General features: G+C 63.4%; 27 protein-coding genes. 26 read left to right on the top strand and 1 reads right to left on the bottom strand.

Going from position 1 to position 22,548, the window contains the following annotated elements:
- The first annotated feature begins 86 nt into the window (after positions 1–86).
- Positions 87–1,451 (top strand): glycosyl hydrolase family 28-related protein, encoded by a 1,365-nt coding sequence (locus tag ACE039_RS29020; RefSeq protein ID WP_485824059.1) that lies wholly within the window; start codon positions 87–89, stop codon positions 1,449–1,451.
- A gap of 135 nt (positions 1,452–1,586) precedes the next feature.
- Here ACE039_RS29020 and ACE039_RS29025 read toward each other — a convergent pair whose 3' ends face one another.
- Positions 1,587–2,660: a S24 family peptidase gene (locus tag ACE039_RS29025; protein ID WP_485824060.1), complete on the bottom strand. Its 1,074-nt coding sequence runs from the start codon at positions 2,658–2,660 to the stop codon at positions 1,587–1,589.
- A 71-nt stretch (positions 2,661–2,731) separates the two neighbouring features.
- Here ACE039_RS29025 and ACE039_RS29030 point away from each other — a divergent pair, with 71 nt between their 5' ends.
- The 25 genes from ACE039_RS29030 (at position 2,732) to ACE039_RS29150 (ending at position 22,535) form a co-directional block, all read left to right on the top strand.
- Entirely contained in the window at positions 2,732–2,971 is a 240-nt protein-coding gene (locus ACE039_RS29030) for a transcriptional regulator (protein WP_105557414.1), read from the top strand.
- On the top strand, positions 2,968–3,801 hold the full coding sequence (locus ACE039_RS29035; protein WP_105557415.1) for a YdaU family protein: 834 nt from the start codon (positions 2,968–2,970) through the stop codon (positions 3,799–3,801). Before ACE039_RS29030 ends, ACE039_RS29035 begins: the two co-directional genes overlap by 4 nt.
- Positions 3,788–4,471 carry a hypothetical protein gene (locus ACE039_RS29040; RefSeq protein ID WP_485824061.1) on the top strand — a complete coding sequence of 228 codons (684 nt, stop codon included), beginning with the start codon at positions 3,788–3,790 and terminating at the stop codon, positions 4,469–4,471. The genes ACE039_RS29035 and ACE039_RS29040 overlap by 14 nt, the downstream gene beginning before the upstream one ends.
- The gene (locus ACE039_RS29045) at positions 4,468–4,929 is read left to right on the top strand and encodes a hypothetical protein (protein WP_485824062.1); all 462 of its coding nucleotides are present in this window, start codon (positions 4,468–4,470) and stop codon (positions 4,927–4,929) included. Before ACE039_RS29040 ends, ACE039_RS29045 begins: the two co-directional genes overlap by 4 nt.
- On the top strand, positions 4,926–5,207 hold the full coding sequence (locus tag ACE039_RS29050) for a hypothetical protein (protein ID WP_105557418.1): 282 nt from the start codon (positions 4,926–4,928) through the stop codon (positions 5,205–5,207). Before ACE039_RS29045 ends, ACE039_RS29050 begins: the two co-directional genes overlap by 4 nt.
- Before the next feature lie 88 nt (positions 5,208–5,295).
- Positions 5,296–5,820: a phage neck terminator protein gene (locus ACE039_RS29055; RefSeq protein ID WP_485824063.1), complete on the top strand. Its 525-nt coding sequence runs from the start codon at positions 5,296–5,298 to the stop codon at positions 5,818–5,820.
- Between the two features lie 60 nt (positions 5,821–5,880).
- Complete coding sequence (locus tag ACE039_RS29060; RefSeq protein WP_485824064.1) at positions 5,881–7,239, top strand: hypothetical protein; 1,359 nt, start codon at positions 5,881–5,883, stop codon at positions 7,237–7,239.
- A gap of 13 nt (positions 7,240–7,252) precedes the next feature.
- Positions 7,253–7,681, top strand: a complete 429-nt coding sequence (locus tag ACE039_RS29065; protein WP_105557420.1) for a phage structural protein — start codon at positions 7,253–7,255, stop codon at positions 7,679–7,681.
- Complete coding sequence (locus ACE039_RS29070; protein WP_485824065.1) at positions 7,681–8,166, top strand: phage tail assembly chaperone; 486 nt, start codon at positions 7,681–7,683, stop codon at positions 8,164–8,166. The genes ACE039_RS29065 and ACE039_RS29070 overlap by 1 nt, the downstream gene beginning before the upstream one ends.
- Positions 8,163–8,312, top strand: coding sequence for a hypothetical protein (locus ACE039_RS29075; protein ID WP_199196821.1), 150 nt, complete (start codon positions 8,163–8,165; stop codon positions 8,310–8,312). The genes ACE039_RS29070 and ACE039_RS29075 overlap by 4 nt, the downstream gene beginning before the upstream one ends.
- A gap of 2 nt (positions 8,313–8,314) precedes the next feature.
- Positions 8,315–10,687: a tape measure protein gene (locus tag ACE039_RS29080; protein WP_485824066.1), complete on the top strand. Its 2,373-nt coding sequence runs from the start codon at positions 8,315–8,317 to the stop codon at positions 10,685–10,687.
- 9 nt (positions 10,688–10,696) lie between these two features.
- Entirely contained in the window at positions 10,697–11,284 is a 588-nt protein-coding gene (locus tag ACE039_RS29085) for a phage baseplate protein (protein WP_448711599.1), read from the top strand.
- Positions 11,281–11,613, top strand: coding sequence for a phage baseplate plug family protein (locus ACE039_RS29090; RefSeq protein WP_448711598.1), 333 nt, complete (start codon positions 11,281–11,283; stop codon positions 11,611–11,613). The genes ACE039_RS29085 and ACE039_RS29090 overlap by 4 nt, the downstream gene beginning before the upstream one ends.
- Positions 11,600–12,538, top strand: a complete 939-nt coding sequence (locus ACE039_RS29095; protein ID WP_485824067.1) for a phage protein — start codon at positions 11,600–11,602, stop codon at positions 12,536–12,538. The genes ACE039_RS29090 and ACE039_RS29095 overlap by 14 nt, the downstream gene beginning before the upstream one ends.
- On the top strand, positions 12,535–13,230 hold the full coding sequence (locus tag ACE039_RS29100; RefSeq protein WP_105557426.1) for a Gp138 family membrane-puncturing spike protein: 696 nt from the start codon (positions 12,535–12,537) through the stop codon (positions 13,228–13,230). Before ACE039_RS29095 ends, ACE039_RS29100 begins: the two co-directional genes overlap by 4 nt.
- A complete protein-coding gene (locus ACE039_RS29105) occupies positions 13,230–13,598 on the top strand; it encodes a contractile injection system sheath initiator (protein WP_105557427.1) in 369 nt (122 codons plus the stop codon). Before ACE039_RS29100 ends, ACE039_RS29105 begins: the two co-directional genes overlap by 1 nt.
- A gap of 23 nt (positions 13,599–13,621) precedes the next feature.
- Positions 13,622–15,073, top strand: a complete 1,452-nt coding sequence (locus tag ACE039_RS29110) for a hypothetical protein (RefSeq protein ID WP_448711594.1) — start codon at positions 13,622–13,624, stop codon at positions 15,071–15,073.
- Positions 15,073–15,738, top strand: coding sequence for a baseplate wedge 1 family protein (locus ACE039_RS29115; protein WP_313457186.1), 666 nt, complete (start codon positions 15,073–15,075; stop codon positions 15,736–15,738). The genes ACE039_RS29110 and ACE039_RS29115 overlap by 1 nt, the downstream gene beginning before the upstream one ends.
- Positions 15,738–18,155, top strand: a complete 2,418-nt coding sequence (locus ACE039_RS29120) for a tail fiber protein (RefSeq protein ID WP_485824068.1) — start codon at positions 15,738–15,740, stop codon at positions 18,153–18,155. Before ACE039_RS29115 ends, ACE039_RS29120 begins: the two co-directional genes overlap by 1 nt.
- The gene (locus tag ACE039_RS29125; protein ID WP_485824069.1) at positions 18,140–18,802 is read left to right on the top strand and encodes a tail fiber assembly protein; all 663 of its coding nucleotides are present in this window, start codon (positions 18,140–18,142) and stop codon (positions 18,800–18,802) included. The genes ACE039_RS29120 and ACE039_RS29125 overlap by 16 nt, the downstream gene beginning before the upstream one ends.
- A 109-nt stretch (positions 18,803–18,911) precedes the next feature.
- Positions 18,912–19,391: a hypothetical protein gene (locus ACE039_RS29130; protein ID WP_485824070.1), complete on the top strand. Its 480-nt coding sequence runs from the start codon at positions 18,912–18,914 to the stop codon at positions 19,389–19,391.
- Positions 19,381–19,875, top strand: coding sequence for a hypothetical protein (locus ACE039_RS29135; RefSeq protein WP_485824071.1), 495 nt, complete (start codon positions 19,381–19,383; stop codon positions 19,873–19,875). Before ACE039_RS29130 ends, ACE039_RS29135 begins: the two co-directional genes overlap by 11 nt.
- The gene (locus ACE039_RS29140) at positions 19,859–20,125 is read left to right on the top strand and encodes a hypothetical protein (protein WP_313457173.1); all 267 of its coding nucleotides are present in this window, start codon (positions 19,859–19,861) and stop codon (positions 20,123–20,125) included. The genes ACE039_RS29135 and ACE039_RS29140 overlap by 17 nt, the downstream gene beginning before the upstream one ends.
- A 219-nt stretch (positions 20,126–20,344) precedes the next feature.
- Positions 20,345–20,809, top strand: a complete 465-nt coding sequence (locus ACE039_RS29145) for a carboxymuconolactone decarboxylase family protein (protein ID WP_485824072.1) — start codon at positions 20,345–20,347, stop codon at positions 20,807–20,809.
- Positions 20,810–20,972: 163 nt separating this feature from the next.
- Positions 20,973–22,535, top strand: coding sequence for a sensor domain-containing diguanylate cyclase (locus ACE039_RS29150; protein ID WP_448711584.1), 1,563 nt, complete (start codon positions 20,973–20,975; stop codon positions 22,533–22,535).
- Positions 22,536–22,548: the final 13 nt, after the last annotated feature.

The following is a 22,548-nucleotide window of genomic DNA, read 5'->3' on the forward strand; positions in this document are numbered from 1 at the left end:
ATAGCGTAGGCAGGCCACCGGGGCTGGGCCGCCAATATCTCAGCATGCAGGTGTTTTGATTATCATAAATAATATGAGGTGAATATATGAGCGGTGCAATCGATGTCGTGGAATTTGGTGCTGATCCGACGGGGACTGCGGACAGCTATCCGGCGATCATGGCGGCAATCGCTGCTGCAAATCATCAAGGCGGAGGCACAGTGTATTTTGGCCGCGGCCTGTACCGTGTAAGCCAATCTATCGTCGTCGGCGACGGTACGGATACACAAGTCTCAACTCGGGACCACCGAATTCGGCTTGTCGGCGAGGGATTCGGGAGCCATGACGGTCAAGATTTCGTGCAGCAAAGAGGTGCGACCGAAATTCTCTATGACGGTCCGGCTAGTGACAGCGCCGCCGTCGTGTCTCTTGCTGGACCGCTTCATGCGGTGGGTCTTGAACATATGATGCTGAATTGCAATGCGAAGGCCGGTGTTGGGCTGCTTGTGAACCATGTGGCAGATGGCTTGTTTACCGCGGTGATGGCGAAGGCGTACACCAAGACCGGCTATGTGCTGACCACCAGATCGCAGTTTCCCCCAGCTTGCGCGTACGGGTGCGGCAACAACGTCTTTCTTCATTGTTATGGAGTGTTGCCTGCAAGCGCCAACGCGCAAGGGATCATGCTGACTTCCGGTGTTTCCGAAACCAAATCTCTTACGGGTCAGCCGGACGCCGCGAACAACGATTTTATCGGCGGGGCTTTCTTCTACGGGGGGTCGGCGCTGTCCAGCGGGATTTACCTACATGGCGCGGACAACAATATGTTCCAAGGCCTGCAGGTGATTCCGGCAAATGCGCCGTCATACGGCTGGTCGGTGTTTTTTCAGCCATGGTCTGGTGACACGCGTTTTCCCATGGAGAACGTATTCCAGAATATGGGTTCGAAAAATCCCGTGGGCGGCATCTCCGGGTCGCTGGGCAATACCTTCTCCATTTTTCAAGAAGGGGACGGCGCGCCGCTGCCCGTTATGCCGTATGTCAGCGCTCGTTCACATTCTGGCGTGGAGGTTGTGCAAGGGAAACGCGTTTGGCGCACGCGCGACATCGCGCAGAAGACGCTTAAGAATACGGCCGTAGACACCACAAGTGCCTCGTACGTTCAAGCAGGGCCGTTTTCAGCCGTTCTTGGCGACGTTAAATCCGGTGCCAAGCTTCGCGCTCGGTTTTCCGGGAGGGTGGGCAAGCTTAATGGTGGAACAGCCAAGTTCATTTTGGCCTTGAACGGCGTTCCCGATCAAAGCACGATACGTGAGGTGCCTTCCAACGTGTATCTGCAAGCGACTGACTCGGAAGCGCTCTTTGACGTGTCCGGTGCTGGCACATATACCGTTAGCGTGATGTTTGCGAGCAGTGACGGCAATGTTGCGCGCGTGACGGACGGATCATTGTTGGTCGAGGAACTTTTCTAACCAGCGCGGCCTTCTTGAATGCGCCCCAAAAACAGGCGCTTAGGCGTCTGTTTCTTCTGAACTTGGAGATATCGCAGACAGGCTGCGCCCCACCGGTGATTGATGTGACTGGCTTCCGTCAGACCTCATGCTGGGCTACAGCAGTCGCTCATCCACGCCATTGCGCAGATCATAGGGCGACCACAGGATTCGTCCGACAATACGCACTTCGCACCCATCTTCCTTTTCCAGCGGAAACGGCGCGTACGCGGGGTTGAGCGATTTGGCCAGCCAGGCGCCTTCGCGTCCGCGTGAGATGCACTTCACGATCATCTTGCCGCCGTGGTTGATGGCGTATACCGTGCGCGGGTCGATCTCGCGCGGGTCGGACACCGGGTCCTCGATAAACAGCATCGGGCCGCCGTTGCGGATGACGGGTTCCATGCTGTCGCCCTGCGCGTACACGATCTTCATGCGGCTGATCGGCAGCTTGAACGATTCCAGGAACGAGCGGCGCAAGAGGATCTCGCCGATCTCGGTCTCGTGGTAGTTCTCGATGCCAAGCCGACCGGCGGCCAGGCGCACATCCAGTTCGGGGATGGGCATGAACTCCTGGTCGTTGGCGGAGTAGCCGGCGTTGGCGACATGGCCGACGTTGGCCGCAGTGCTGATGCGCAACGCCTGCGCCCGATCGATCTGATAGGTCGTCAGCCCGTCGGCATCCCAAGGGGCGGGCGCGGTGGGCGCCATGGGGAATTCGTCCACCGCCGCCGCCATGTCCATGATGGACCCGCGCTTGGCGTGATACGCCTTGGCTTGCGCCGTGGCCCCTTTGGCTTTTATGCCCATCTGGCCCAACGCCAGAAGCAACGCGCCTTCCAGGCGCTTGAGTTGGTCTTCCGCCAACCCTTTAATCAATGACGCAGGCACGGAAGGAAATGGCCATGGGGCGTCTGCGGAAGGAGCGGCGAGTGGCGCACCCGATGACAGTGACGCTGCCTTCCTGGTTTCAGCGGCCAAGCGCGGACTGATCGCCGCCAGCGTGCAGCCGAAGCCTTCCGCGTAAGCCATCGCGGCCTCGATGCCAATGGGGCGCCGGCCGGTGATGTGCTGGTAGATCATCGCCTGGCCGCCCTTCACTTGGTGGTCGCGAGCGAATGCCGCGCGGTTCACGCCTTCAAAGCGTGCGCGCAGGGCGGCGGCTTCCTCTTCGATCGTCCACATTTTCATATAGCAATGCTATTCAAATAAAACTATAGCATGGCTTGCTAATAAACTGTAGCGTAGCTATAGTTTTGGCGATGAATCTACATGATTATTTCGGCCGGGATGGAGCGCTTACCGCTGCAGCGCTCGCTCGACGCGTAGGGGTGTCTCCTGCGCTGATCTATCAGTGGCGCACGGGCCGAAGGCCCGTCCCGGTCAAGCATTGCGCCCTGATCGAGCAAGCCACCTGCGGCGTGGTCACCCGGCGCGACCTGCGTCCCGCCGATTGCATTCGAATCTGGCCGGAGCTGGCCGAAGGGACAACGGCGGAATGAACTACTACCCCCATCACATTGGTGATTTCAATAGCGCGACGCGCCACCTCACGCGGATCGAGCGCAGTGTCTATCGCGACTTGATCGAACTCTATTACGACACCGAGGCCCCCTTGTCGCGCGACGTCGACAAGCTGTGTCGGCTGCTGATTGCGCGGTCGGATGAGGAGCAGGCCGCCGTCTTCCAGGTGCTGAACGAGTTCTTCACGGACACGGAGCACGGCTGGCGCCATGCGCGTTGCGATGCCGAGATCGCTCGCTATCACGGCAACAAGGAAGCGAAATCTGTCGCGGGCAAGGCCAGCGCCGCAAAGCGGGCGCGGCAAGCCCAACGCCGCGATGCGGAAGGGGGCCCGGGCGAAGCGGGCCAGGACCCAGGTGTTCAACAGCCGTTGAACACGGCGCCAACTAACCAGGAACCAGAACCAGGAACCAAGAGCCAGGAAAAATCCGCCACGGCGCATTGCAAGCGGGCTTCCGGATTCGATGCCTCGGCGATTGCATTGCCGGCTTGGCTTGCGCGTGAAGACTGGGTCAGCTGGGTCGCGGACCGCAAAGCGCGCAAGAAGCCGATTACGGAAGAGGGCGCGCGCCGGCAGCTGCAACAGCTTGCGGGCTACCAGGCAGAGGGCATCGCGCCTAGTGCCGTGATCGCCCATAGCATCGCTAGCGGATATCAGGGCTTGTTTCCGCCACGCAGCAACCGGCAGGAGGCCCCGCTCACCCGGGGGCGGCAGCGGGCGGATTGGTCATCCGAATTGCGCAGCGTCCTGGCCGAAGGCCGGGCGCGCAGCGAGATCGACATGGGAGTGATCGATGCAAGTCGCTGAAGCGTCAAACGAGCTAGGCGCGTTGGTCGTCCACGAGATGCATCTGCTGTATGGCGCGAAGTTCGCGCAGCAGTGGGAAGGGTTGACGCCGCGTGAGCTGAAGGACTCGTGGAACCAGAAGCTGGCGGGGCTGGGCGAATCGCATGTCAGGCGCGGCCTGACCGCATGCCTGACTCGCGAGTGGCCGCCAACCCTTCCGGAGTTTTTGAAGCTGTGCTGCCCGTGGCTGACGCCCGAGGTCGCTTATCACGAAGCCGTGCGTGGCGTGTCCGCGCGTCGCCGGGGCGAGATCGGCAACTGGTCGCATCCCGCCGTGTATTGGGCCGCAGTGCGCGTGAGCACCGTGGATCTGCTGAACAGCAATTACGGCGCGATCAAAGCACGCTGGGAAAGAACGTTGGCCGAGGAACTGAGCAAAGGGGCGTGGCCCGACATTCCCGAGCCGCGCGCGGCGCTGCCAGCCCCTGGCCAGACATTGGCCTCGCGCGCCCAGGCCGAGGCGGCGTTAAAGAAGATGGGGGCGGGAAAGCTGCTGGAGCCGCGCAGCCGGTCGCACCGCGAATGGATCGAGAAATGGGAAGCGCGCATCGCGCTGGGCGGGCATCCGACCAAAGCAATCGCCGAGATGCTGACGCATGCCAGGCACAGCGCCAATCCGGAGCGCATATGAGCAATAGAGCCGCTATCGAACGCCGTGCGGGTGATGGCCAAAACACAACAGGGACGAGGTCTGAAATGGAAGCAGGGTTGCCACGTTGGGTGGAAGACGAAATTCGCAATTGGGCGCGGGCGCAATGGGAGGGAGATTGGCCGGGGCCTCGACGCATGGAGAAAGATGCGCCGGACCTATGCGAGTTTCCGCCGCAGCCGGGCCACGACGATGACGACGAGCCCGTGCGGATTCCGGTGAACCATGAACGGGCACGCCGAGTGAACGCATTGTATGAAGCGCTGCCGCTCGTCGAAAGGCGGGTAGTGCAAGCCGAATATACGCGGCGCGCCGACTACGGTGACCTGCCCGGACATCTGCGCCAGGGCAAGGCCTGCCGCGTCATCGGTATCACGCTGCCGTACTACAAGGTGGCACTTGGCAGTTTCAAGCAACAGGTATGGAGGACGTTCAAATGAAGTACGCGCACGAGGTCATCGATCTGCTGGCGGCGTATCCGGGCCGGGAATTCAGAATGGCCGAGATCTTGCGTCACGTCAGCCGCGGCATCCCCCTGGCGCCTGCATCGCAAGAGGCGATGCGGCGCGGCGCCCGCCGGGTGCTGGATCATCTGCTGGACGCAGGCCATGTGCAGCGCTGCGGCGGCAACACGAAATCGGCCACGTATTCCTGGCAGCAATTGGGACATGCACTTCATAAAAACCATGCCCATTTGGGACCGGATTTGAGACAATAGCCGCGGGGCATTGCGCCCACACGAAATGCAGCCCGCCAACCGACTCGGTTCGCGGGCTTTGTTTTTTCCGAGACCAAAATTGACCGCCATGACGCCTGAAGACGCAATCCTTACGCTGGTGACGGCTGCCGCAGGCGGCGTGCCGGTGGTGCTTTCCGACGATACGTCGGCAGTTCCACCGCCGCCTTATATCGCGTTGGCGGTGCGCTGGGTGCAGGCCGGGCCTGCTGAAACCGGCCAGGTCGACGCCGATGGCAACCAGCCGGTGCATGACCATCGCGATGCCACCGTCGAGTTGCGTAGCGTGGGCGCCGCCGCCTATCGCATCCTGGACAAGATGGGCCTTACGCTGCGCCACCCGGTCCATGAAGATCATGCTGAAGCGCTGGGCCTGGCGTTGTTCCAGGCCGGCCGCGTGCAACGCGTGCCGCGCGAAACAGCCGGTGCGGCAAGCGAGCCGCTGGGCGCGCTTGACCTGGGAATACGCTACGCGCAGACCTACACGGATGTTGTTGGCGTCATCGAAACAGTGACCGGCACCATCACGACCACAGGTGGGCTGCTGCCTGTCCTGCACACTTCTTTTTCCGCGAAGACCGAAACGACGAACTAGCGTCAGGTCTTCATCACGTTGTCCCCGCCGCCTTTGGGCGGTTTTTTTTTGGAGCCGCAAATGGCAAAAATCGACCGGATCGTCAATGTGGCGATCTCGCTGAACACCACGGCGATCAAGGAGCAGAACTTCTCTGACATCCTGATCCTGGGCGCGCATGCGCTGACCGTGAACCGCGTTCTAGCGGTGACCGAACCGGGCGAATTGCTCGACATGGGCATTGCGCAGACCGATCCCCTGTACATCGCGGTGCGCGATGCCTTCAAGCAAATTCCGACCGTGGCCCGGGTCTTTGTCGGTCGTCGTCAAGTGGATGCTTCGCGCATTTCCGTGACGCGTGCCGCCGTTGCCGACTACGCCGTGTCGCTCTCTTGGCGCGACGCGAATGGCGCCGTGAAAAAGGTGGACGTCAACGTGACGGGCGCCGCCGACAGCACGCCGCAGACCCTTGCAACGGCCCTGGCCACCGCGATTGCCGAGACCGACGCACCGGTGACGGCCACCGCCACGGGGGCCGACGTAGCCGTGACCACCGCCGTGTCCGGCCAGGCCTTGGCCATCGCCGTGAAGGGCAACCTGCAATTGGCCGCGCCGGCCAGCACCGAAACGCCGTCGGCCGCGCTGAACGCCTGCCTGCGCGAGAACGGCGACTGGTACGGTGTGTCGCTGGCCAGCCGCGTCGAAGCGGATGTGCTGGACGCCGCCGAATGGGTGGAATCGAACGAGCGCCTGTTCGGCGTATCCAGCGCCCAGGCCGGCATCATCGACGCGGCCGTCTCCAACGACATCGCGTCGCGCTGCCAGCAGAAGCAGTACTTCCGCACGCACGTGTGGTTCCACGGCCAGGCCGACAGCGAGGCGCTGGACGCCGCCGTCGCCGCCAACCGCTTCACCTTCTATCCGGGTGGTGAAACCTGGGCCAACACGCGGCTCTCCGGCGTGACGTACGACAGCCTGAGTGAAGGCCAGGCGCTGGCTGCGCATGCGAAGAACGCCAACACGTTCGAGCAGATGCGCAACTTTGCCGTGACGCAAAACGGCAAGGTCGCCGCTGGCGAATGGATCGATGTGATCCGTGGCCGCGACTGGTTGGCCGAGCAAGTGAAGATCAACGTTGCCTCGCAGCTGATCAACGCCAACGGCAAGGTGCCCTACACCGACGTGGGTATCCAGATCCTGGTCAACGGCATCCGCCAGGCGCTGCTGCTGGGCCAGAGCCGCGGCCTGGTGGCGCCCGATGAGATCGATGAAGCGGGCCGCAAGATCCCGGGCTTCGTGATCAATGTGCCGCGTGCCGCGAGCGTTTCCCCGAACGACAAGGCCAATCGCATCCTGCGCGACCTGACGTTCAGCGCCCGCCTGGCGGGCGCCATCCATGTTGCCGAAATCAAGGGCAACCTCACCTACCAACAACTGTAATCGGGGTCTATCCATGTCCGTCAAAACCTACGCACCCAACCAGGTGAAGATCGTGATGGGCGCGCTGCCCATCTCCGGCCTGGCCGAAGATACCTTTGTCACCGTGACCGAAATCGGCGAAGGCATTGCCTCCGTCGTCGGTGTCGATGGCGAGGTGGCGCGTTCCATGTCGCGCGATTCGCGCTTGCGCATCACCCTGACGCTGATGCAGACCAGCGCCAGCAACGCCGCCCTGACGGCGCTGCACCAGGCCGACCGCGCCACCGAGGGCAATGGCGCGGTACCGGTATCCGTGACCGACCTGCGCGGCACGTCGCTGCACGCGTCGGATTCCGCGTGGATCGTCAAGATGCCCGACGCGGGCTACGGCGCCAAGGTCGGCAGCCGTGAATGGACGATCGAAACCGGCCCGGCCATCAACGTCATCGGAGGCAACACCTGATGAGCGCCACCAAGGAAGTGACCATCGGGTCGACGGTGTTCCGCGTTTCCCGCTTTGATCCGTTCCGCCAGCTCAAGCTGTTGGGCGACCTGCAAAAGGAAGTGCTGCCGGCCGCGGGGTCGATGCTGACCTCGGTGTTCAGCGCGGACGGCGCCGGCGAAGGCCGCGACGAAAGCGCGATGCTGAATGCGTTCCGGGAACTGTCGGCGAAGCTGGGCGGCGACGCGCTAGCGGGCTGGGCCGAGCGCCTGATCGACCCGGAGCTGGTCAGCTTCGAACTGGCGGGCCGCGAGCCCCAGAAGCTGACGCCCGCGCACCGCGGGCTGGCCTTTGGCGACTACGCCGAGATTCTGGAGTTGTTGTTCCACATTCTTGAGCACAACTTCGCCGGCCCTTTGGCGCGTTGGGCCGGCCGCTTTGGTCCGGCCCGCGCGACGTTGGCGAGCCTGTCGGGCGGTTCGACGCAGGCTTCGAACGGGAGTTGATCATCTGGCGGCCCATCCTGGCCCGCTACGTCAGCCTGGATGCCGTCAAGCGCGGCGACGTCGATCTGCTGGACATCCTGAAGCTTAACGCGCTGATGGATGCTCAGCAGGCCGCGCAGGCTGCGGCAGATAACAAGGCGAGGTAACGATGATCGTTGTACGAGAGGTGGTGACGCTGTTGCGCTACCAGATGGACCAATCCGGGCTGCACGCCTATCGGCAGGCTTTCGAGTCGGCGTTGCAGGCCATGGCGGACGCAAGCGTCAAGGCGGGCGCCGCGATGCGCCAGGCGCTGGCGGGCGTGTTGCCCGGTGTGGTGAACGCGTCGCAAGCGAAAGGAGGGCAATCGGCAGGCGCGCAGATGCCCGGCGCGCAGATGACGGTCGCGCAGATGACGGTCGCGCAGATGAATGTCGGGCGGATGACGGTTGGCCAGATGGCAAGCCAGCGGACGGCAAACGGTCAACCCGGAAATGGTCAACCCGCAAACGGTCAACCCGCGATGGGTCAAGCCGCAAGCTCCCCTCCCGGACCCAGGCCGCAAGGCATTCCGGCCGCCCGCCAACACGCGGCGGCGTTGGGCGGCCTGCGCGGCGTTGTCGAGCTGACGCTGGGCGCGTCGCCGCTCAAGCGCGTCCTTGGCGACATCGACGCGTGGGTGCAGATCCAGGCGCGCCTGGGGCAAGCAGCAGGGGCGGACGGGAACGCAGTTCAAGCCGGCCGTGACCTTGCCCGCGTGTCGCGAACCAGTGGCATGCCGTATGCCGACAACGTCGACACGTACGTGCGGTCCGTGCAAACGTTGCAAGACCATGGACGTACGCGGCAGGAAGCCACCGGCATCACCGAAGCCGTGGCGTTGAGCATGCGCCTGTCGCAAACGTCCGCGCGGGACCGCGAGGGCATCGTGGCCGCGCTGCTGAACGTGGTCGAGCAAGGCCGGTTGGACGTGGCGCAATTCAACGCCTTGCCCCGGCGCATGCAGGACGCGTTGGCCGCTGGGCTGAACCTTAGCCGTGGCCAGTTGCGCGCTGAAGTGCAGGGCGGCCAGATCACGACCGACCGCGCGTTGCCCGCGTTGCAATCGCAGTTGCCGACCATGCGCACCGAGGCCGACGGTGCACCCGCATCCATCACCGTAGCAATGACGGTGTTCAACGACGCCATGCAGCGCTATCTGGGCCAGGCGTTGCCGGCGGGTCGCGGCGTGTTGAATGGAGTCACGACGTCTATCCTGTTTCTGGCCGACAACATCGACACAGTTGCCAAACTGCTTGCGCTGACCGGCGCCAGCATCGGGCTGGTCTCGCTGGGCAACGGGCTGCGGCGGGCCAGTGCGATGGCGGGCGGCCTGTTTCAATCGCTGATCGCGACCACGCGCGCCGCGCTCGGGCTGGATTCCGCGATGGCGCTGCGCAGCGGGCCGGCGGGCGCCATGCAGATGCTGTCGGTGTGGAGCCGGTCGATAGCGCCCATGCTGCGAATGGCGGCAGTGTTGACCACGATCTATCTGATCGGCGAAGACATCGCCAACTGGCTGGCGGGTGGCGAATCCGTACTGGGCGGCTGGATCGGCGGCGTGGAGGAATGGCAGGACGAGCTCGATGCCGTGTCATCCGTGCTGGTGTTTGTGAAGGACATACTGGGTGGCGCGGGCGAGGCGCTGGGGCCATGGATCCAACGCTTCGGATCGATTGCCGTACTGATCTACGGCCTGTGGCAGATCCTGTCGCCGGTCGGCGCATTCTTGCTGAACCTGGCAAGCGTCGTCGTGCCCATGCTCTGGAACGCCTTCGCCATGACGCCGATCGGCCGGATCATTGCGTTGATCGGCATGTTGGCCGTTGCGCTGTGGCAGATCTGGGAAAACTGGGATGTGATCACGGCGTACGTCTCGGCATCCTGGGACGCGCTGATGGCGATGGCCCACGATTCCTTCCTGGGCCCGGTGATCGAATACATCGCCGCCATCTGGGAATTCTGGAGCCGTCTTGTCAGTGGCGTGATCGCAGCCTTCACGGGTGACTGGGACGGCGCCATTGCGCACTGGGCGGGCGCGTTCAACGGCTTGTGGACGTTTTTCTCGGGCATGGGCGGCCGGATGGTCGCCACCGTCAAAGAGATCGGCCGCGCCATCCAGACCTGGGTGATCGACAAAGTCCGCGCCGCAAAAAACTGGTTCAAGGGTTTGCTGCCTGGGCAGTCAGGCGAGGATGCCGGCGACCAGGCGTCGGTGATGGACGGTTGGTCGCCGGAGGCGGCCCCCGATTGGTTGACGACGGCAAGCGGTGCGACGGGGTTTGTCGTACCGCCCGCCTCCGTGATCGGTGCTGGTCCGACTCGACCTCGCACGCCAGTCAACTTCCAAAGCCTTAACAATATCGTCGTCAATGTGCCTTCAGGTGATCCGCCGGTTGTGAGGAATGCGGTTGCTGATGGCGTGAGTCAGGGTCAGCAAAGGGATCTTCAAAGCCTGCGCAGCATGCACGACTTGACGCCCGGCGTCGAAAGCCCCCGATAGGAGTCCCTCATGAACTTTGTTTCCATGATCTTCGGATGGAATGGCGGCAGCAGCATCGGGACCTTGCCCCTGGATGCGCTTGTTAACGAAACGACGCAACTCAACAGCCGCGCAACGTCATTCGCCGTGGAAGACGGTCCGCCGGTCACGGACCACGTGGCCCAGGATTCCGAGCAACTGACACTGACCGGGTGGGTGACGGCCGCTGACATCAGCCTGCTGGGCGGCTTTCGGGGCGCGGCCTTGGGCGCCAGCCGGTCAAAGCTGATCGGCGCCAAGGACGCATTGCGCAAGATCCATGCGGACCGTCTGCCCATCACGATCACGACCGGGCTGGATGTCTATGTGGATTTCGTGATGGAAAGCTGCTCCATCGGACGCACCAACAGTGCAGGCGACCGTTTCGAGCTATCCGCCAACTTCAAGCGCATCCGCAAGGTGACGTTGCGGCAGGCGGATATCCCGCCCGAGAAAACCTCGGGCAGCGCTACGGGGAAGGCCGGTACGACCAAGGCAAACGCGGGCAAGCAGAACGGCGCACCCGCCACGCCGAAGCAGCACGACACCTTTAACTCGTCAGGAATCTTGAACGCATGATCCAGATACTCGTGCCCGACGCCAATGACAGCATCATGGAAGTGGAGCTGGATGGCTTGACGTTTTTCTTGCGGCTGTCCTGGAACAGCGAAGCGCAGCAATGGGTGTTGTCCGTCGAAAACGCCTACAACGAACTGATCGTCGCAGGTGTCGCGGTAGTGCCGGACACGCGCTTGCTGGCGGGATACCGTCATCTGGCCGTGCCCCCGGGCGAGCTCGTGGCGTTGGCGCCGGACCGCCGGGACGCCATCAGTCGATCGGCGCTGCCGTCCGGAGACGTGGCGTTGCTGTACATCACGGCAGACGAGGTGGCCGATGGCCAGGTTTGACCGCGTCTACCGCCTGCTTGTCGGCAAGAGCGGCGCGCAGGGCCTGGAGATCGTGCCTCCGATCCGCATCACGTTCAATATCGCGAAGACTGCGGCGGAAGAGCCTAACGACGGCAAGATCACCCTGTACAACCTGGCCGCGGAAACGCGCCGCACACTGGAAGAGCCCGGCTTGCGTTGCGTGCTGTATGCGGGCTACGCCGAAGAGGGCGGTCCGCTGCTGATGGCATCGGGCAGCATCGTGTTCGCGTACACCCGCTACGGGCCGCCGGATGTCGTGACCGAACTGACGGTCAAGGACGGCTATATCGAAGTCCGCGATACGGCGGTGTCGATCGGCCTGGGCCCGGGCGCTCGCGCCCGCGACATCATCCGCGACATTGCGCGGCAGATGGGCTTGCCGCTGGTCATGGCCGAAGACGTGCCCGACCGCCGCTGGGAGCAGGGCTTTTCGTTTTATGGCGCGGCGCGCACCGCATTGCACAAGGTCACGCAGGGCACCGGACTGGAATGGTCGATCCAGAACCAGCAACTGCAGGTGGTCCAGCGGCTGGGCACTACGCGGCGCCAGGCCGTCGTGCTGGCCTTGGACAGCGGCTTGCTGGGGCAGCCGGAACGCACGCGGGAAGCCGCCACGGAAAAAGCGAAGTCGAAAGGAAAGGCCTCGGGGCGGGCCGGTGCAGGCATGTCGGGCGCCGCCGCCACGCCCGCCAGCGCCCAACAACAGCGCGACGGCTGGAAGGTCAAGTCGCTGCTGTTGCCGACGATCAGTCCCGGTGATCTGGTCAAGCTGGAAAGCCGCTCGGTAGAGGCGTTTCAACGCGTCGAAACCGTGCGTCATACGGGCGATAGCGAAGCCGGAGATTGGCAAACGGAATTGACCTTGGTCGACACCCACCCCTCATCCACAAAGGAGCAGTCATGAGCGACGCGGTAACCCTAATCCGCCGGCTGATCGCCACGGAACTGGCGGACGTCTACACGACGCTGCCCGGCGAAGTCGTCACGTATGACGGCACGTTCGTCACGGCCCGGCCCACGCTGGCCAAGCGGCTGGCCAATGGCGACGTCCTGTTGCCGCCCCAGGTGGTGCGCGTGCCGGTGTGTTGGCCGGTGGGCGATGTGCGCGGCGCGCAGGCGCTGATTTCGGTGCCGCTGGCTGCGGGCGATGCGATCAAGCTGTCGTTCTCGGCCCGCGCACTGGAGAATTGGCTGGCAGGCGATAACGGTCCGCCGGATGATCCGCGCCAGTTCGATTTGTCCGACGCGTTTGCTTCGCCGTTGCTGCGGCCGGGCACGATGGCGGCCGACACGCAGAACGTCAGCATCCAGTACGGGCCGGGTACGCTGAAGCTGTCGCCAGCGGGAGACCTGACGTTTCAGGTCAAGACCTGGACGGTGCAAGCCGAACAGGCCACCTTCAACACGCCGGTCACGATCAACGGGCCGCTGACCTATACGCAAGGCATGGCGGGCGAGGGCGGCCAGGGCGGCGCGTCGATGCGCATTCGCGGCGGCGTGGCCTATGAAGGCGGCGCGGTCACCCATAACGGCAAGAACATCGGCGATGCGCATCGTCACGCCTACGCGGGCGGCACCACCGAGGGGCCGCTTTGATGGCCCTGGACCTTGCCTTATCCGCCGATCACGACCTGGACCTGGATCTGCTTGGCCGCGCGTCATTCGTGGATGGCGCCGACCGTATCGCGCAGCAGATCAAGACGACCTTGCTGGCCTTCATGGGCGAGTGGTTTCTGGACACCACGTTCGGCGTTCCGTACTTCGAGGACGTGCTGGTGAAGTCGCCCGACCGAGCCGGCATCGAAGCCATCTTCCGCGCCCGGATCCGCGCGGTGCCCGGCGTGACCCAGGTCAGCGCGATGCAACTGCAACTGGAACGGCAGTTGCGCCTGCTGCGGGTGACGTACCAGGCCGACACCACCTTCGGGCGGCTGGAACGCGTGGTCTCGCTGCAAACGTCTTAACCCCTATTTTTGTCGAGGTAACTATGGCCTACGGTGTCACACCGGACGGGTTCGTCCGACCGCGCCTGCCCGAAATCCGTCAGGAAATCGTGGCCGACTTGCGCGCTCGCATGCAATCGGCCGGATTCAATGGGGCGGTGGAAACCCGCCCGGACAGTATTACCGGCCTGCTGATCGACACGTTCGCGGAACGCGAAGCCACGTTGTGGGAGCAGGCCGAAGGCGTCTACTACGCCATGTATCCGGGGTCGGCGACGGGCGTTTCGCTGGACCGCTCCGTGTCGTTTACCGGCGTGTCGCGCTATCGAGACGAGCCCTCGCGGGCCTATGTGGTGCTGTATGGCGGCGCTGGAACCACGGTGCCGGCCGGTGCGCAGGTGCGGCATCGCGTCAGCCAGAACCTTTGGGCCTTGGACAGCGCCGTGCAAATCCTGCCGGGCGCCGCGGCGGACGTAACGCTGCAACCGGCCGTCGCCCCGCGGACGGCATATACCGTGTCGATCGACGGCGCGGATTACGCCTACACCAGCGGCGCCACGGCGAATTTGCCCCAGGTGCTGGCGGGCTTGGTAGCGGCGCTGACCGCCAGCGGGCTTGCGGTGTCCAGCGACGGCGTCTCGGTGCGGCTGCACACGGACGGGCGGCAAGCGGCATCCTTCGCGTGGTCCGGCGGCTTGTCCCTGGTTCGTCTGGGATCGCCTGGCCTGATGAGCACGGTAGACGCGTCCGACGAAGGCGCCGCCGTGGGCGATCTGAACGGCATCGTCACGCAGGTCGACGGCTGGGACGCCGTCGGCAACCTGCAAGCAGGCGTGGCGGGACGTTTGGCGGAAAACGCCGCCCAGCTGCGGGCGCGCTATACGACCGGCCTGTTCCGCTTGGGTGCGGCCACGCTGCCCAGCATCGCGCCCAACGTGCGCGACCGCGTGGCGGGCGTGCGCGTCGTGAAAGTTTTCATGAACAGCACCGACGTGCCCGACGCGTTGGGCCGACCGCCGCACAGCGTGCACGTGGTGGCCGATGGCGGCCTGGACGACGAGGTGGCCGACGCCATCTTTCGCGTGGTGGCGGCGGGCATCGACACCCATGGTCAACGCCAGGTCGTCGTTAAGGATGAGGACGGCGCCAACCATCTGATCCGCTTCGACCGGCCTGAACGCGTCTACCTCTGGGTGCGCTGCGCCACGACGCTGCTGCCTCCGTCCGAGCAAGCTTTTCCGCCCGACGGTTTTCAGCGCATCGCCCAGAGCCTGGCGTCGGTGGGCGAGGGTTTCGGCATCGGCGAAGACGTCATCTTGCAGCGGCTTTACGGCGCGATCTTTCGCACGCCGGGGCTGGCTTCTGTGGACTTGGCACTGGCGTTCTCGACGAACCCGGCCTTCACGCCGGCACCCGCCGACTTTCGCGCAGCTAACGTGGCGATCCAGGATTTCCAGGTGGCCGCGTTTGACCTGTCGCGCATCGGGGTGACGTGATGGATCTGCACCAGAACCATGGGCAGATCGCCTGGAGTCATTGGCTGGGCCAGTTTCAAGCCAAGCGGCGGCTGGAGGCGCTGGTCAAGGCACTGCTCAAACCGGCGGACGGGCTGCAAGGCGCGTTGCGCGCGCTGTACGAAGATCGCTGGCTGGATACGGCGGTGGGCAGGCAGCTGGACGGCATCGGCGAGATCGTGGGCTTGCCCCGGGTGATCGACGAAGCGATCTACATCCGCTTCTTCGGGTTCCAGGGACAACCCAATGTCGGCGGCTTCGCGGACGCCCGCTTCCGGCGTGCCAACGAGCAGCCGGTTGCGGGTTCGACCACGCTGCTGGATACCGAGTACCGCAAGCTGCTGTATTGGAAGATCGCCTTGAACAACGGGCACGGCACCACGCCGGAGATCGCCCGTTCGCTCAAGCCGATTTTCGACGTGAGCCGCGTCCTCGTGCAAAACGCAGGCAACGCAAAGATCCGTATCTGGGTCAGCCGGATTCCCGGTCCTAATGACCCACTCATGGCCAACCCCTACAAGTGGGTGCCCCAAGCCGCCGGCGTCGGCGTGCAACTCATCACCGGCTCGACCGAAAAGCCCTTCGGCTTCCGCGAGCAAGGTTTCTTTGGCTTTGGCGTCGGCGTGCTGGCGCGAGGTATCTACTGATGGCAGACCCTACTTTCTTCGACCTCTTCAAATCGACCTGGGCGCAAAACGGCCTGACCGAAGGCATCACCGACCTGCAGTACAAGACGGGTTGGTCGTTCATCGGATCCGTTCCGCCTTCCGTTGAACAGTTCAACAAGGTCCAGCAAACGACCGACGAACGCCTGGCGTGGCTTTACAAGCAGCTTGACGGACTCGCCGCGGTGACGGGCCGGCCGCTGGCGGCCACGAGCCTTGATGCGCTGAGTTACGCGCAACAGAATCTAAACGCCACGAACCTGAAAGCAGGCACGGTACCGGTGGCGCGCTTGTCGGGAACCGCCTCGACGTTGACGGCGGGCGCGGCGCAGAAACTGGCGACCCCTCGAACCATCGCCACCACGGGCGACGCGACCGGCTCCGGATCGTTCGACGGCTCGGCCAACCTGTCGTTGGGGCTGACGTTAAGCCCCAGCGGCGTCACGGCGGGCAGCTACGGCAACGCGAACGCAGTGCCGACCTTTACGGTGGATGCAAAAGGGCGCGTGTCGGCCGCAGGAGAGATCGCCGTCGGCAACGCCGCGACCGCGACGAAGCTGGCCACTGCACGCACGTTTTCGGTCACGGGCGGAGCGACGGCGAGCGGCGTGAGTTTCGATGGATCGGGCAATGTGGCGCTTAATGTGACCGCGTTGGACGTGTCGAAGGCGAATGTCGGGACGTTGCCGGTGACACGAGGCGGCACGGGTGTCGCGACGGTGGCGGCTGGGGCTTATCTGCTCGGAGCTGGCACCGGTGCATTGTCGTCGCGCACGCCGGCGCAGGTTTTGGAGGATATCCAGGCCTTGCCGAAGGCCGGTGGTGACGTCACCGGCCCCGTGTTGCTGGGGGCGGGGGCGTCGATTGGCGCGCAGTATGGCTTGAATGTGTCGTCGGCGCGCACGGCGCATGTGCTGTTGCCTGATGGCGGCGGGTATTCGTCCCACACTGCGACGGTCGCTGGCGCGATGAAGATCACGTTGCCTGCGGCCGCTATCGGGGAAAATACGATGCTGCGCCTTCGTGTCGACATATTCGAATACTTGGATGGGGTGCCGCCCGTTTCCCTTTTGATTCACGGCTACGTTCAGACGACGAAGGTGTGGGGGCGTTGCGGCGCGACGATATTGGCAGGGAGCGCAGTGTCCGATCTTCCCGTCCGATTCGGTGCGGACGCGACGGGCAGCTTATGCATTTGGCTGGGTGAGACGACCAAGTCCTGGTCGTATCCGAGCGTGACGGTGTCCGAAGTCCTGGCCAAGTACAACACGGCGGGGGCCACGCTCGCAGCATGGGGTGCCGGCTGGAAAGTCGAGCCGGTTACCGCATTTGAAACTGTGTCGCAGACGCTAGCGGGTGGCAATCTCGCGTTTGGGCGTGCTGATATCGCGCGGGTCAACGGGTTGCAGGACGCGATGAACTTGAAGGCCAATGCGGCTGTGTCCATTGTCGCTGGGAACGGGCTGAGCGGGGGGGGCACGTTGGCGGCAAATCGTACGCTGTCGCTTGGCATGCCTTCTCGACTGACTGCGGCAACTACTAACGCCGTGACGACGACAAGCCATTCCCATGAGTTGGACACGCAGGCGACGCCGAACGACATTACACCAGGTCGGATTCTTACGGTGGGTAGTGCATTCGGTCTCGGTGCCGATAACCCACTGGGAACTCTGGATTTGAACGCTGTGATGGCTCCGGGCTTCTACGGTCAGTCCACAAATGCCAATGCCACTTTGGCGCGCAACTATCCCATTTCCCTGGCAGGAACGCTTCTGGTCGAATCGGGGGGAACCCAGATTGCGACACAGAAATACACGGTCTACAACACGGGTGCAATTTTTAGCCGGGGTTACTACAGCGGCGTATGGTCAGGCTGGAAAGAGATCGTGACCGTCGACAGTAACTCCATTAATGCCTGGGCCGGCATGGTCGCCTATTTTGGGCGTGCGACTGCACCCGCTGGTTGGTTGAAGGCGAATGGAGCGACTGTTTCGCGCACAACTTACGCCGCTCTTTTTACCTCTATTGGCACAACCTGGGGCGCGGGTAACGGGACGACCACTTTTGTGCTGCCCGACTTGCGCGCAGAATTTCTGCGAGGGTGGGATGACGGACGTGGTGGAGATGCCAGCCGTGCGTTAGGAACGTTTCAGGGTAGCCAGAATTTGGCACACGTTCACGGCGTCGTGGACCCCGGCCATGTTCATCTGCTGAATTATCAGGTGCCGGTGAACACGATGGACACTGACCGCGGGACCGACAACTCAAGTCATTTCTCCGTGGACGACCCCATTATGCCAAACACGTTCAGCAGCAAGACGAACATCGCCATCCAGTACGACGGAGGCAACGAATCGCGACCACGGAATATTGCCCTTTTGGCATGCATCAAATACTGAACGGAGGCCATATGAAGGAAAGTGGAACGAACGAAGAGGCGATTATGGAAAATATTGGGCCGCAAAAGCGAGTATCTCAGTTGGACGAGATGGGTTACTTCATAGGGCCGGTCATGGCTGACAGCTCTCCTCTCGATGAGCCCGGACACTATCTGATTCCGGGGGGCGCCATAGACCGCGATCCGCCGGATACGCTGGAGTTCGGGCGGCTTTATCGCCCTGCAGAGGGGGGCGGTTGGACCAGTGTGGAAGATCTTCGGCAGCGCACGCTTTACTCCGTCAATGACGGTCAACCGTATCACCTTGGCGCAGAGATCAACGGGCAACGATACGACGGCATTGGCCCATTTCCGGAATGGTTGACGCTCGAGGCGCGTCCCAACGACTGGAGTGTCTGGAGTGGCTCGGCCTGGATTCCTGATGAATCACTGCTTGCCGCTGAAATTACGCGCCAGCGGCTCGCGGAAAAGGCGGAAAAACTGGCTTACGCGTTTCAGCAGATCGTGCTGCTTCAAGAGGCTCAAAGCTTGGATATGGCCACGCCGGAAGAACTGGACCTACTGCAGCGATGGAGGCGCTATCGCGTGGAAGTATCACGCGTCGATCCTACGGACCAGAAAGCCGAATGGCCGGCCGTGCCCGGCTGACTGGATCATCGCGTCGACGATGTGCTAATCCGCCAGCCCGCAGAACGCGGGCTTTTTTTCGTCCCTACAGGAGGCAATCCTGCACACCCTCTACAGGAGCAACCCCTCTATGGAACCCGGTTCTACAGGCCTGGGAGGCCTCGCCGCCTTGAAGGTCGCCATGGCATACGGCATCCCTGCAGCGATTACCGCCATGCTGGGCCTCTTGATCATGCCGCCGCGCAATGTCAGGGAATTCACCGTGCGTACGGTATCCACCGTGGCGTGTTCCTTCCTGTTCGGGCCCGCGCTGGCCGGCGCAGTCATCGCCTGGAAGCCCGGGCTGATGGATGCCATGACCTGGCTGGCGCATCACGGCGCGGGCAGCGATGACGCCTTGCTTGCAAAGTTCTACGTGCTTGGCCCCAGCATGCTGCTAGCGGGCTTGCCGGCATGGTGGGTGCTGGGCGCCTATATGCGCTGGATGGCCAGCATGCGGCAGAAGGGCGTGCTGGCGTGGCTGGCGGAAGTGCGCGCCAACGTGCGGGGCGAAGGGCGGGGCGAAAGGCGGGGCGAAAGGCGGGACGGGGGAGACAGGCATGGACCTTGACGTGATCACTCGAACCGCCATGGATCCGGCGTTGACGCTGTTGCCCGCGCGGATGGACTCGCCAGAGGCGCGCGTCATGCTGCTGGCGATCGGCCTGCAAGAGAGCCGATTCCTGCACCGCCGTCAGATCGGCGGCCCGGCGCGGGGATTCTGGCAGTTCGAACAGGGGGGCGGCGTGCGCGGCGTGCTGGCGCATCCGGCCAGCAGGGATGCGGCACGGCTGGTCTGCGCGGCCCGCGGAGTTGCGCCGGCAGCAGAGGCTGTCTATCCGGTATTGGAGACCGACGATGTGCTCGCCTGCGCCTTCGCGCGCCTGCTGCTCTGGACCGACGCCAAGCCCTTGCCTACAGCCGGTGATTCGTCGGGCGCCTGGTCGCTTTACTTGCGGACGTGGCGTCCGGGCAAACCGCATCCGCAGACATGGCCTGCGCTGCATGCCCAGGCCGTTGCCGCGACGGGAGAGCGATATGTTCGCATGGCTTAAGCGTCTCAACGCTGGCGCAATGGCCGTTTGCGGGGCGATCGTGCTGCTGGTCGTGGCGTATGTGCGGGGACGTGCAGCGGGACGCAGCGCCGAGCGTGAAGATCGTGACGACCAGATCAACCGGCAGGCCCATCGCGCCCGCCAGGAGGTGAAACATGTGCAGGACGAGACGGCGCGCCTGGATGACGCGGCTATTGCTGATGAGCTTAAGCGTGACTGGGTGCGCGGCGCCGGCCCGGGTGGGCGTTGAATACTGTGAGCACGCGCGGCCGGTCTATTTCAGCAATACTGCGCAAGTGGATGCCACGCCCGCCGAGATCCGGCGGCAGATCCGGGACGGAAATGCGACCTGGCGGGCCCTGTGCCAAGGGCGGTGAGGCATGGTCTAGTCGCTAATGTCGATTATGGCCCTATGGTTATGGTCCAAGAAAGCGCACGATAGCGCTTTACCCCCATCCCCAGGCCCCCCATGACTGCCCGCCTTGATTACGCCAGTGCCTCCCCCGACGGTTACAAAGCCTTTGGCGCCGTCTATGCCTACCTGCAGAAATGCGGCTTGCCGAAAATGCTGATCGACCTTGTTTATTTGCGGGTCTCGCAGATCAACGGCTGCGCCTATTGCATCGACATGCATTCCCGCGATTTGATCAAGTCAGGCCTGGCCGTCGACAAGTTGGTGCTGGTGCCGGTCTGGCACGAAGCCGGGTCGGTATTCAGCAGCCGCGAGCGAGCGGCGCTGACCTGGGCTGAAACCGTCACGCGTGTGTCTGAAACCGGCGTACCCGACGAAGACTACGCCGCCGCGGCGGCAGCGTTCAGCGCGAAGGAGCTTGCCGACCTGACCTATGCGATCGGGCTGATGAACGCGTTCAACCGTTTGGGCGTCTCGTTCCGCGCCACGCCGGCTGCCGTCGCCGCCGTGGAGAAGGGTTAGCGCCCGGACGCAAGGGCTTGATGTCGACCTGTTGTTTTTTGATTCATGCTGCGCTTGTCCCGATGGATGATCCGCGTGCGGGATGCTAGAACGTATCTGATAAAAAAAGTGGGCCGGATGGGTTCGGTCCACGACATTTCAGTACGGGACATCAGGAGGCCGCTTGCGCAAGCCCAGGATCACGTTGTTGCATCTTATCGTCGCCCTGTCCGTCTTCAGCGCCACAGTGGCCTTCGCCAATGCGTTGTTTGCGGCATACAACGTGCAGAAAGAGCAACTTGTCGCCACGACGTTGGAGGCGAACCGCGCCTATGCGGTGAAACTCGCCGAGGTGGTCGACCTATACATCAGCTCGCTCCAACAGCAGCTGAAAGCCAGTGCCCATCGGGTGCCCAGGATCATCGACAGCCCGAAGGCGCTGGACGAAGAGGCCCTGCGTTTGGCCGCGCAGACGGACGGCGTCATCGCGGCGGGTATGGTGGATGCGACCGGCAAAATGATCGGCTACGCGACGCTGCTGCCAGGTGCGCAAGCGCAGGGCGCTAGCACTTCCAGGATAGACCTTCGGGGCGTGGCGCAAGAGCGAAATGTGACGCCGCCCTTCCTGTCCTTGCAGGGTATCTGGACGGTCGTCCTGACGGAGCCGATCAGGGACGTGAAGGGCAAGTACCTGGGGTTTGTCGGCGCGGCGATCTATCTTCAGCGCAACACCGAACTGGACAAGCTGCTGCAGGAGCACTTTTACCGCGATGGTTCCTATGTCTATGTGGTCGGCGCGGACGGCAAGATCCTGTACCACCATGAGCAGAAGTGGATCGGGACGGACCAGCGCAACAACCACGTCGTGCAGGCGTTGCTGCGTGGCGAGTCGGGCTCGATGCCGGTCACCAACAGTGTGGGCGCGGAGATGCTGGCCGGATATGCGCGCATGCGCCAGGGCGGCTGGGGCGTGGTGGTCCAGCGGCCTGTAGTGGCGACGCTGGAGCCATTGCACGGGCTGATGTGGCAAATATTCTGGTATTCGATTCCTGCCGCGATCGTCATGCTGCTGATGGTGTCCGCGATGGGGTATTGGATTGCGCGGCCGTTGGCCATCCTGGCGCGTGCGATGAAGTCTGGCGACGATGCGAAAGCGGGGCCGTTGATCCAGTCGGCAAAGGCAAACTACTTCGAGGCTGAACAACTGCGGGAAGCGGTTGGCTTCACGATGGCGCTGCACCAGCAACAGATTGGCAAGCTGAATGCCGAAACCATGACGGACCCGTTGACGGGGCTGTTGAATCGCCGAGGCGTCGCCAGCGAAATCTCGCGCTTGATGTCGACGCGTGAGCCTTTCGCGGTGCTGGCGCTGGATCTGGATCATTTCAAGCGCGTCAACGACACCTTCGGCCACGCGTCGGGCGACCAGGTGTTGATGGCGTTGGCGGATATCATGCGCGACTCGGTCAGGGCAGATGATGCTGCCTGCCGGGTCGGTGGGGAAGAATTCCTGGTGCTGATGCCCGGCGCATCCAAGGAAGCGGCCAGGGACGTCGCCGAGCGAATTCGGCAAGCGATCCAGGCGCATCGGATGCCGGGCGAGGTGGGCCACGTCACCATCTCGATCGGCACGGCGCGCTGGCCGGACGATGGGAGCGACTCGGCCACCGTCCTGAAATGCGCGGACCAGGCGCTCTATCAGGCCAAGACGTCTGGCCGGAACAAGGTGGTGGCCTGGACGGTCTAGGCGGCGCGCCAGA

It is taken from the genome of Achromobacter maghribensis (genome assembly GCF_057334215.1).

Coding starts and splice junctions, on each gene's coding strand:
- ACE039_RS29030 (WP_105557414.1), top strand. CDS start 2,732: ATGAATCTACATGATTATTTCGGCCGGGATGGAGCGCTTACCGCTGCA.
- ACE039_RS29070 (WP_485824065.1), top strand. CDS start 7,681: ATGAGCGCCACCAAGGAAGTGACCATCGGGTCGACGGTGTTCCGCGTT.
- ACE039_RS29135 (WP_485824071.1), top strand. CDS start 19,381: ATGGACCTTGACGTGATCACTCGAACCGCCATGGATCCGGCGTTGACG.
- ACE039_RS29065 (WP_105557420.1), top strand. CDS start 7,253: ATGTCCGTCAAAACCTACGCACCCAACCAGGTGAAGATCGTGATGGGC.
- ACE039_RS29045 (WP_485824062.1), top strand. CDS start 4,468: ATGAGCAATAGAGCCGCTATCGAACGCCGTGCGGGTGATGGCCAAAAC.
- ACE039_RS29090 (WP_448711598.1), top strand. CDS start 11,281: ATGATCCAGATACTCGTGCCCGACGCCAATGACAGCATCATGGAAGTG.
- ACE039_RS29105 (WP_105557427.1), top strand. CDS start 13,230: ATGGCCCTGGACCTTGCCTTATCCGCCGATCACGACCTGGACCTGGAT.
- ACE039_RS29110 (WP_448711594.1), top strand. CDS start 13,622: ATGGCCTACGGTGTCACACCGGACGGGTTCGTCCGACCGCGCCTGCCC.
- ACE039_RS29060 (WP_485824064.1), top strand. CDS start 5,881: ATGGCAAAAATCGACCGGATCGTCAATGTGGCGATCTCGCTGAACACC.
- ACE039_RS29035 (WP_105557415.1), top strand. CDS start 2,968: ATGAACTACTACCCCCATCACATTGGTGATTTCAATAGCGCGACGCGC.
- ACE039_RS29115 (WP_313457186.1), top strand. CDS start 15,073: ATGGATCTGCACCAGAACCATGGGCAGATCGCCTGGAGTCATTGGCTG.
- ACE039_RS29125 (WP_485824069.1), top strand. CDS start 18,140: ATGCATCAAATACTGAACGGAGGCCATATGAAGGAAAGTGGAACGAAC.
- ACE039_RS29145 (WP_485824072.1), top strand. CDS start 20,345: ATGACTGCCCGCCTTGATTACGCCAGTGCCTCCCCCGACGGTTACAAA.
- ACE039_RS29040 (WP_485824061.1), top strand. CDS start 3,788: ATGCAAGTCGCTGAAGCGTCAAACGAGCTAGGCGCGTTGGTCGTCCAC.
- ACE039_RS29120 (WP_485824068.1), top strand. CDS start 15,738: ATGGCAGACCCTACTTTCTTCGACCTCTTCAAATCGACCTGGGCGCAA.
- ACE039_RS29100 (WP_105557426.1), top strand. CDS start 12,535: ATGAGCGACGCGGTAACCCTAATCCGCCGGCTGATCGCCACGGAACTG.
- ACE039_RS29020 (WP_485824059.1), top strand. CDS start 87: ATGAGCGGTGCAATCGATGTCGTGGAATTTGGTGCTGATCCGACGGGG.
- ACE039_RS29080 (WP_485824066.1), top strand. CDS start 8,315: ATGATCGTTGTACGAGAGGTGGTGACGCTGTTGCGCTACCAGATGGAC.
- ACE039_RS29140 (WP_313457173.1), top strand. CDS start 19,859: ATGTTCGCATGGCTTAAGCGTCTCAACGCTGGCGCAATGGCCGTTTGC.
- ACE039_RS29050 (WP_105557418.1), top strand. CDS start 4,926: ATGAAGTACGCGCACGAGGTCATCGATCTGCTGGCGGCGTATCCGGGC.
- ACE039_RS29095 (WP_485824067.1), top strand. CDS start 11,600: ATGGCCAGGTTTGACCGCGTCTACCGCCTGCTTGTCGGCAAGAGCGGC.
- ACE039_RS29055 (WP_485824063.1), top strand. CDS start 5,296: ATGACGCCTGAAGACGCAATCCTTACGCTGGTGACGGCTGCCGCAGGC.
- ACE039_RS29025 (WP_485824060.1), bottom strand. CDS start 2,660: ATGAAAATGTGGACGATCGAAGAGGAAGCCGCCGCCCTGCGCGCACGC.
- ACE039_RS29130 (WP_485824070.1), top strand. CDS start 18,912: ATGGAACCCGGTTCTACAGGCCTGGGAGGCCTCGCCGCCTTGAAGGTC.
- ACE039_RS29085 (WP_448711599.1), top strand. CDS start 10,697: ATGAACTTTGTTTCCATGATCTTCGGATGGAATGGCGGCAGCAGCATC.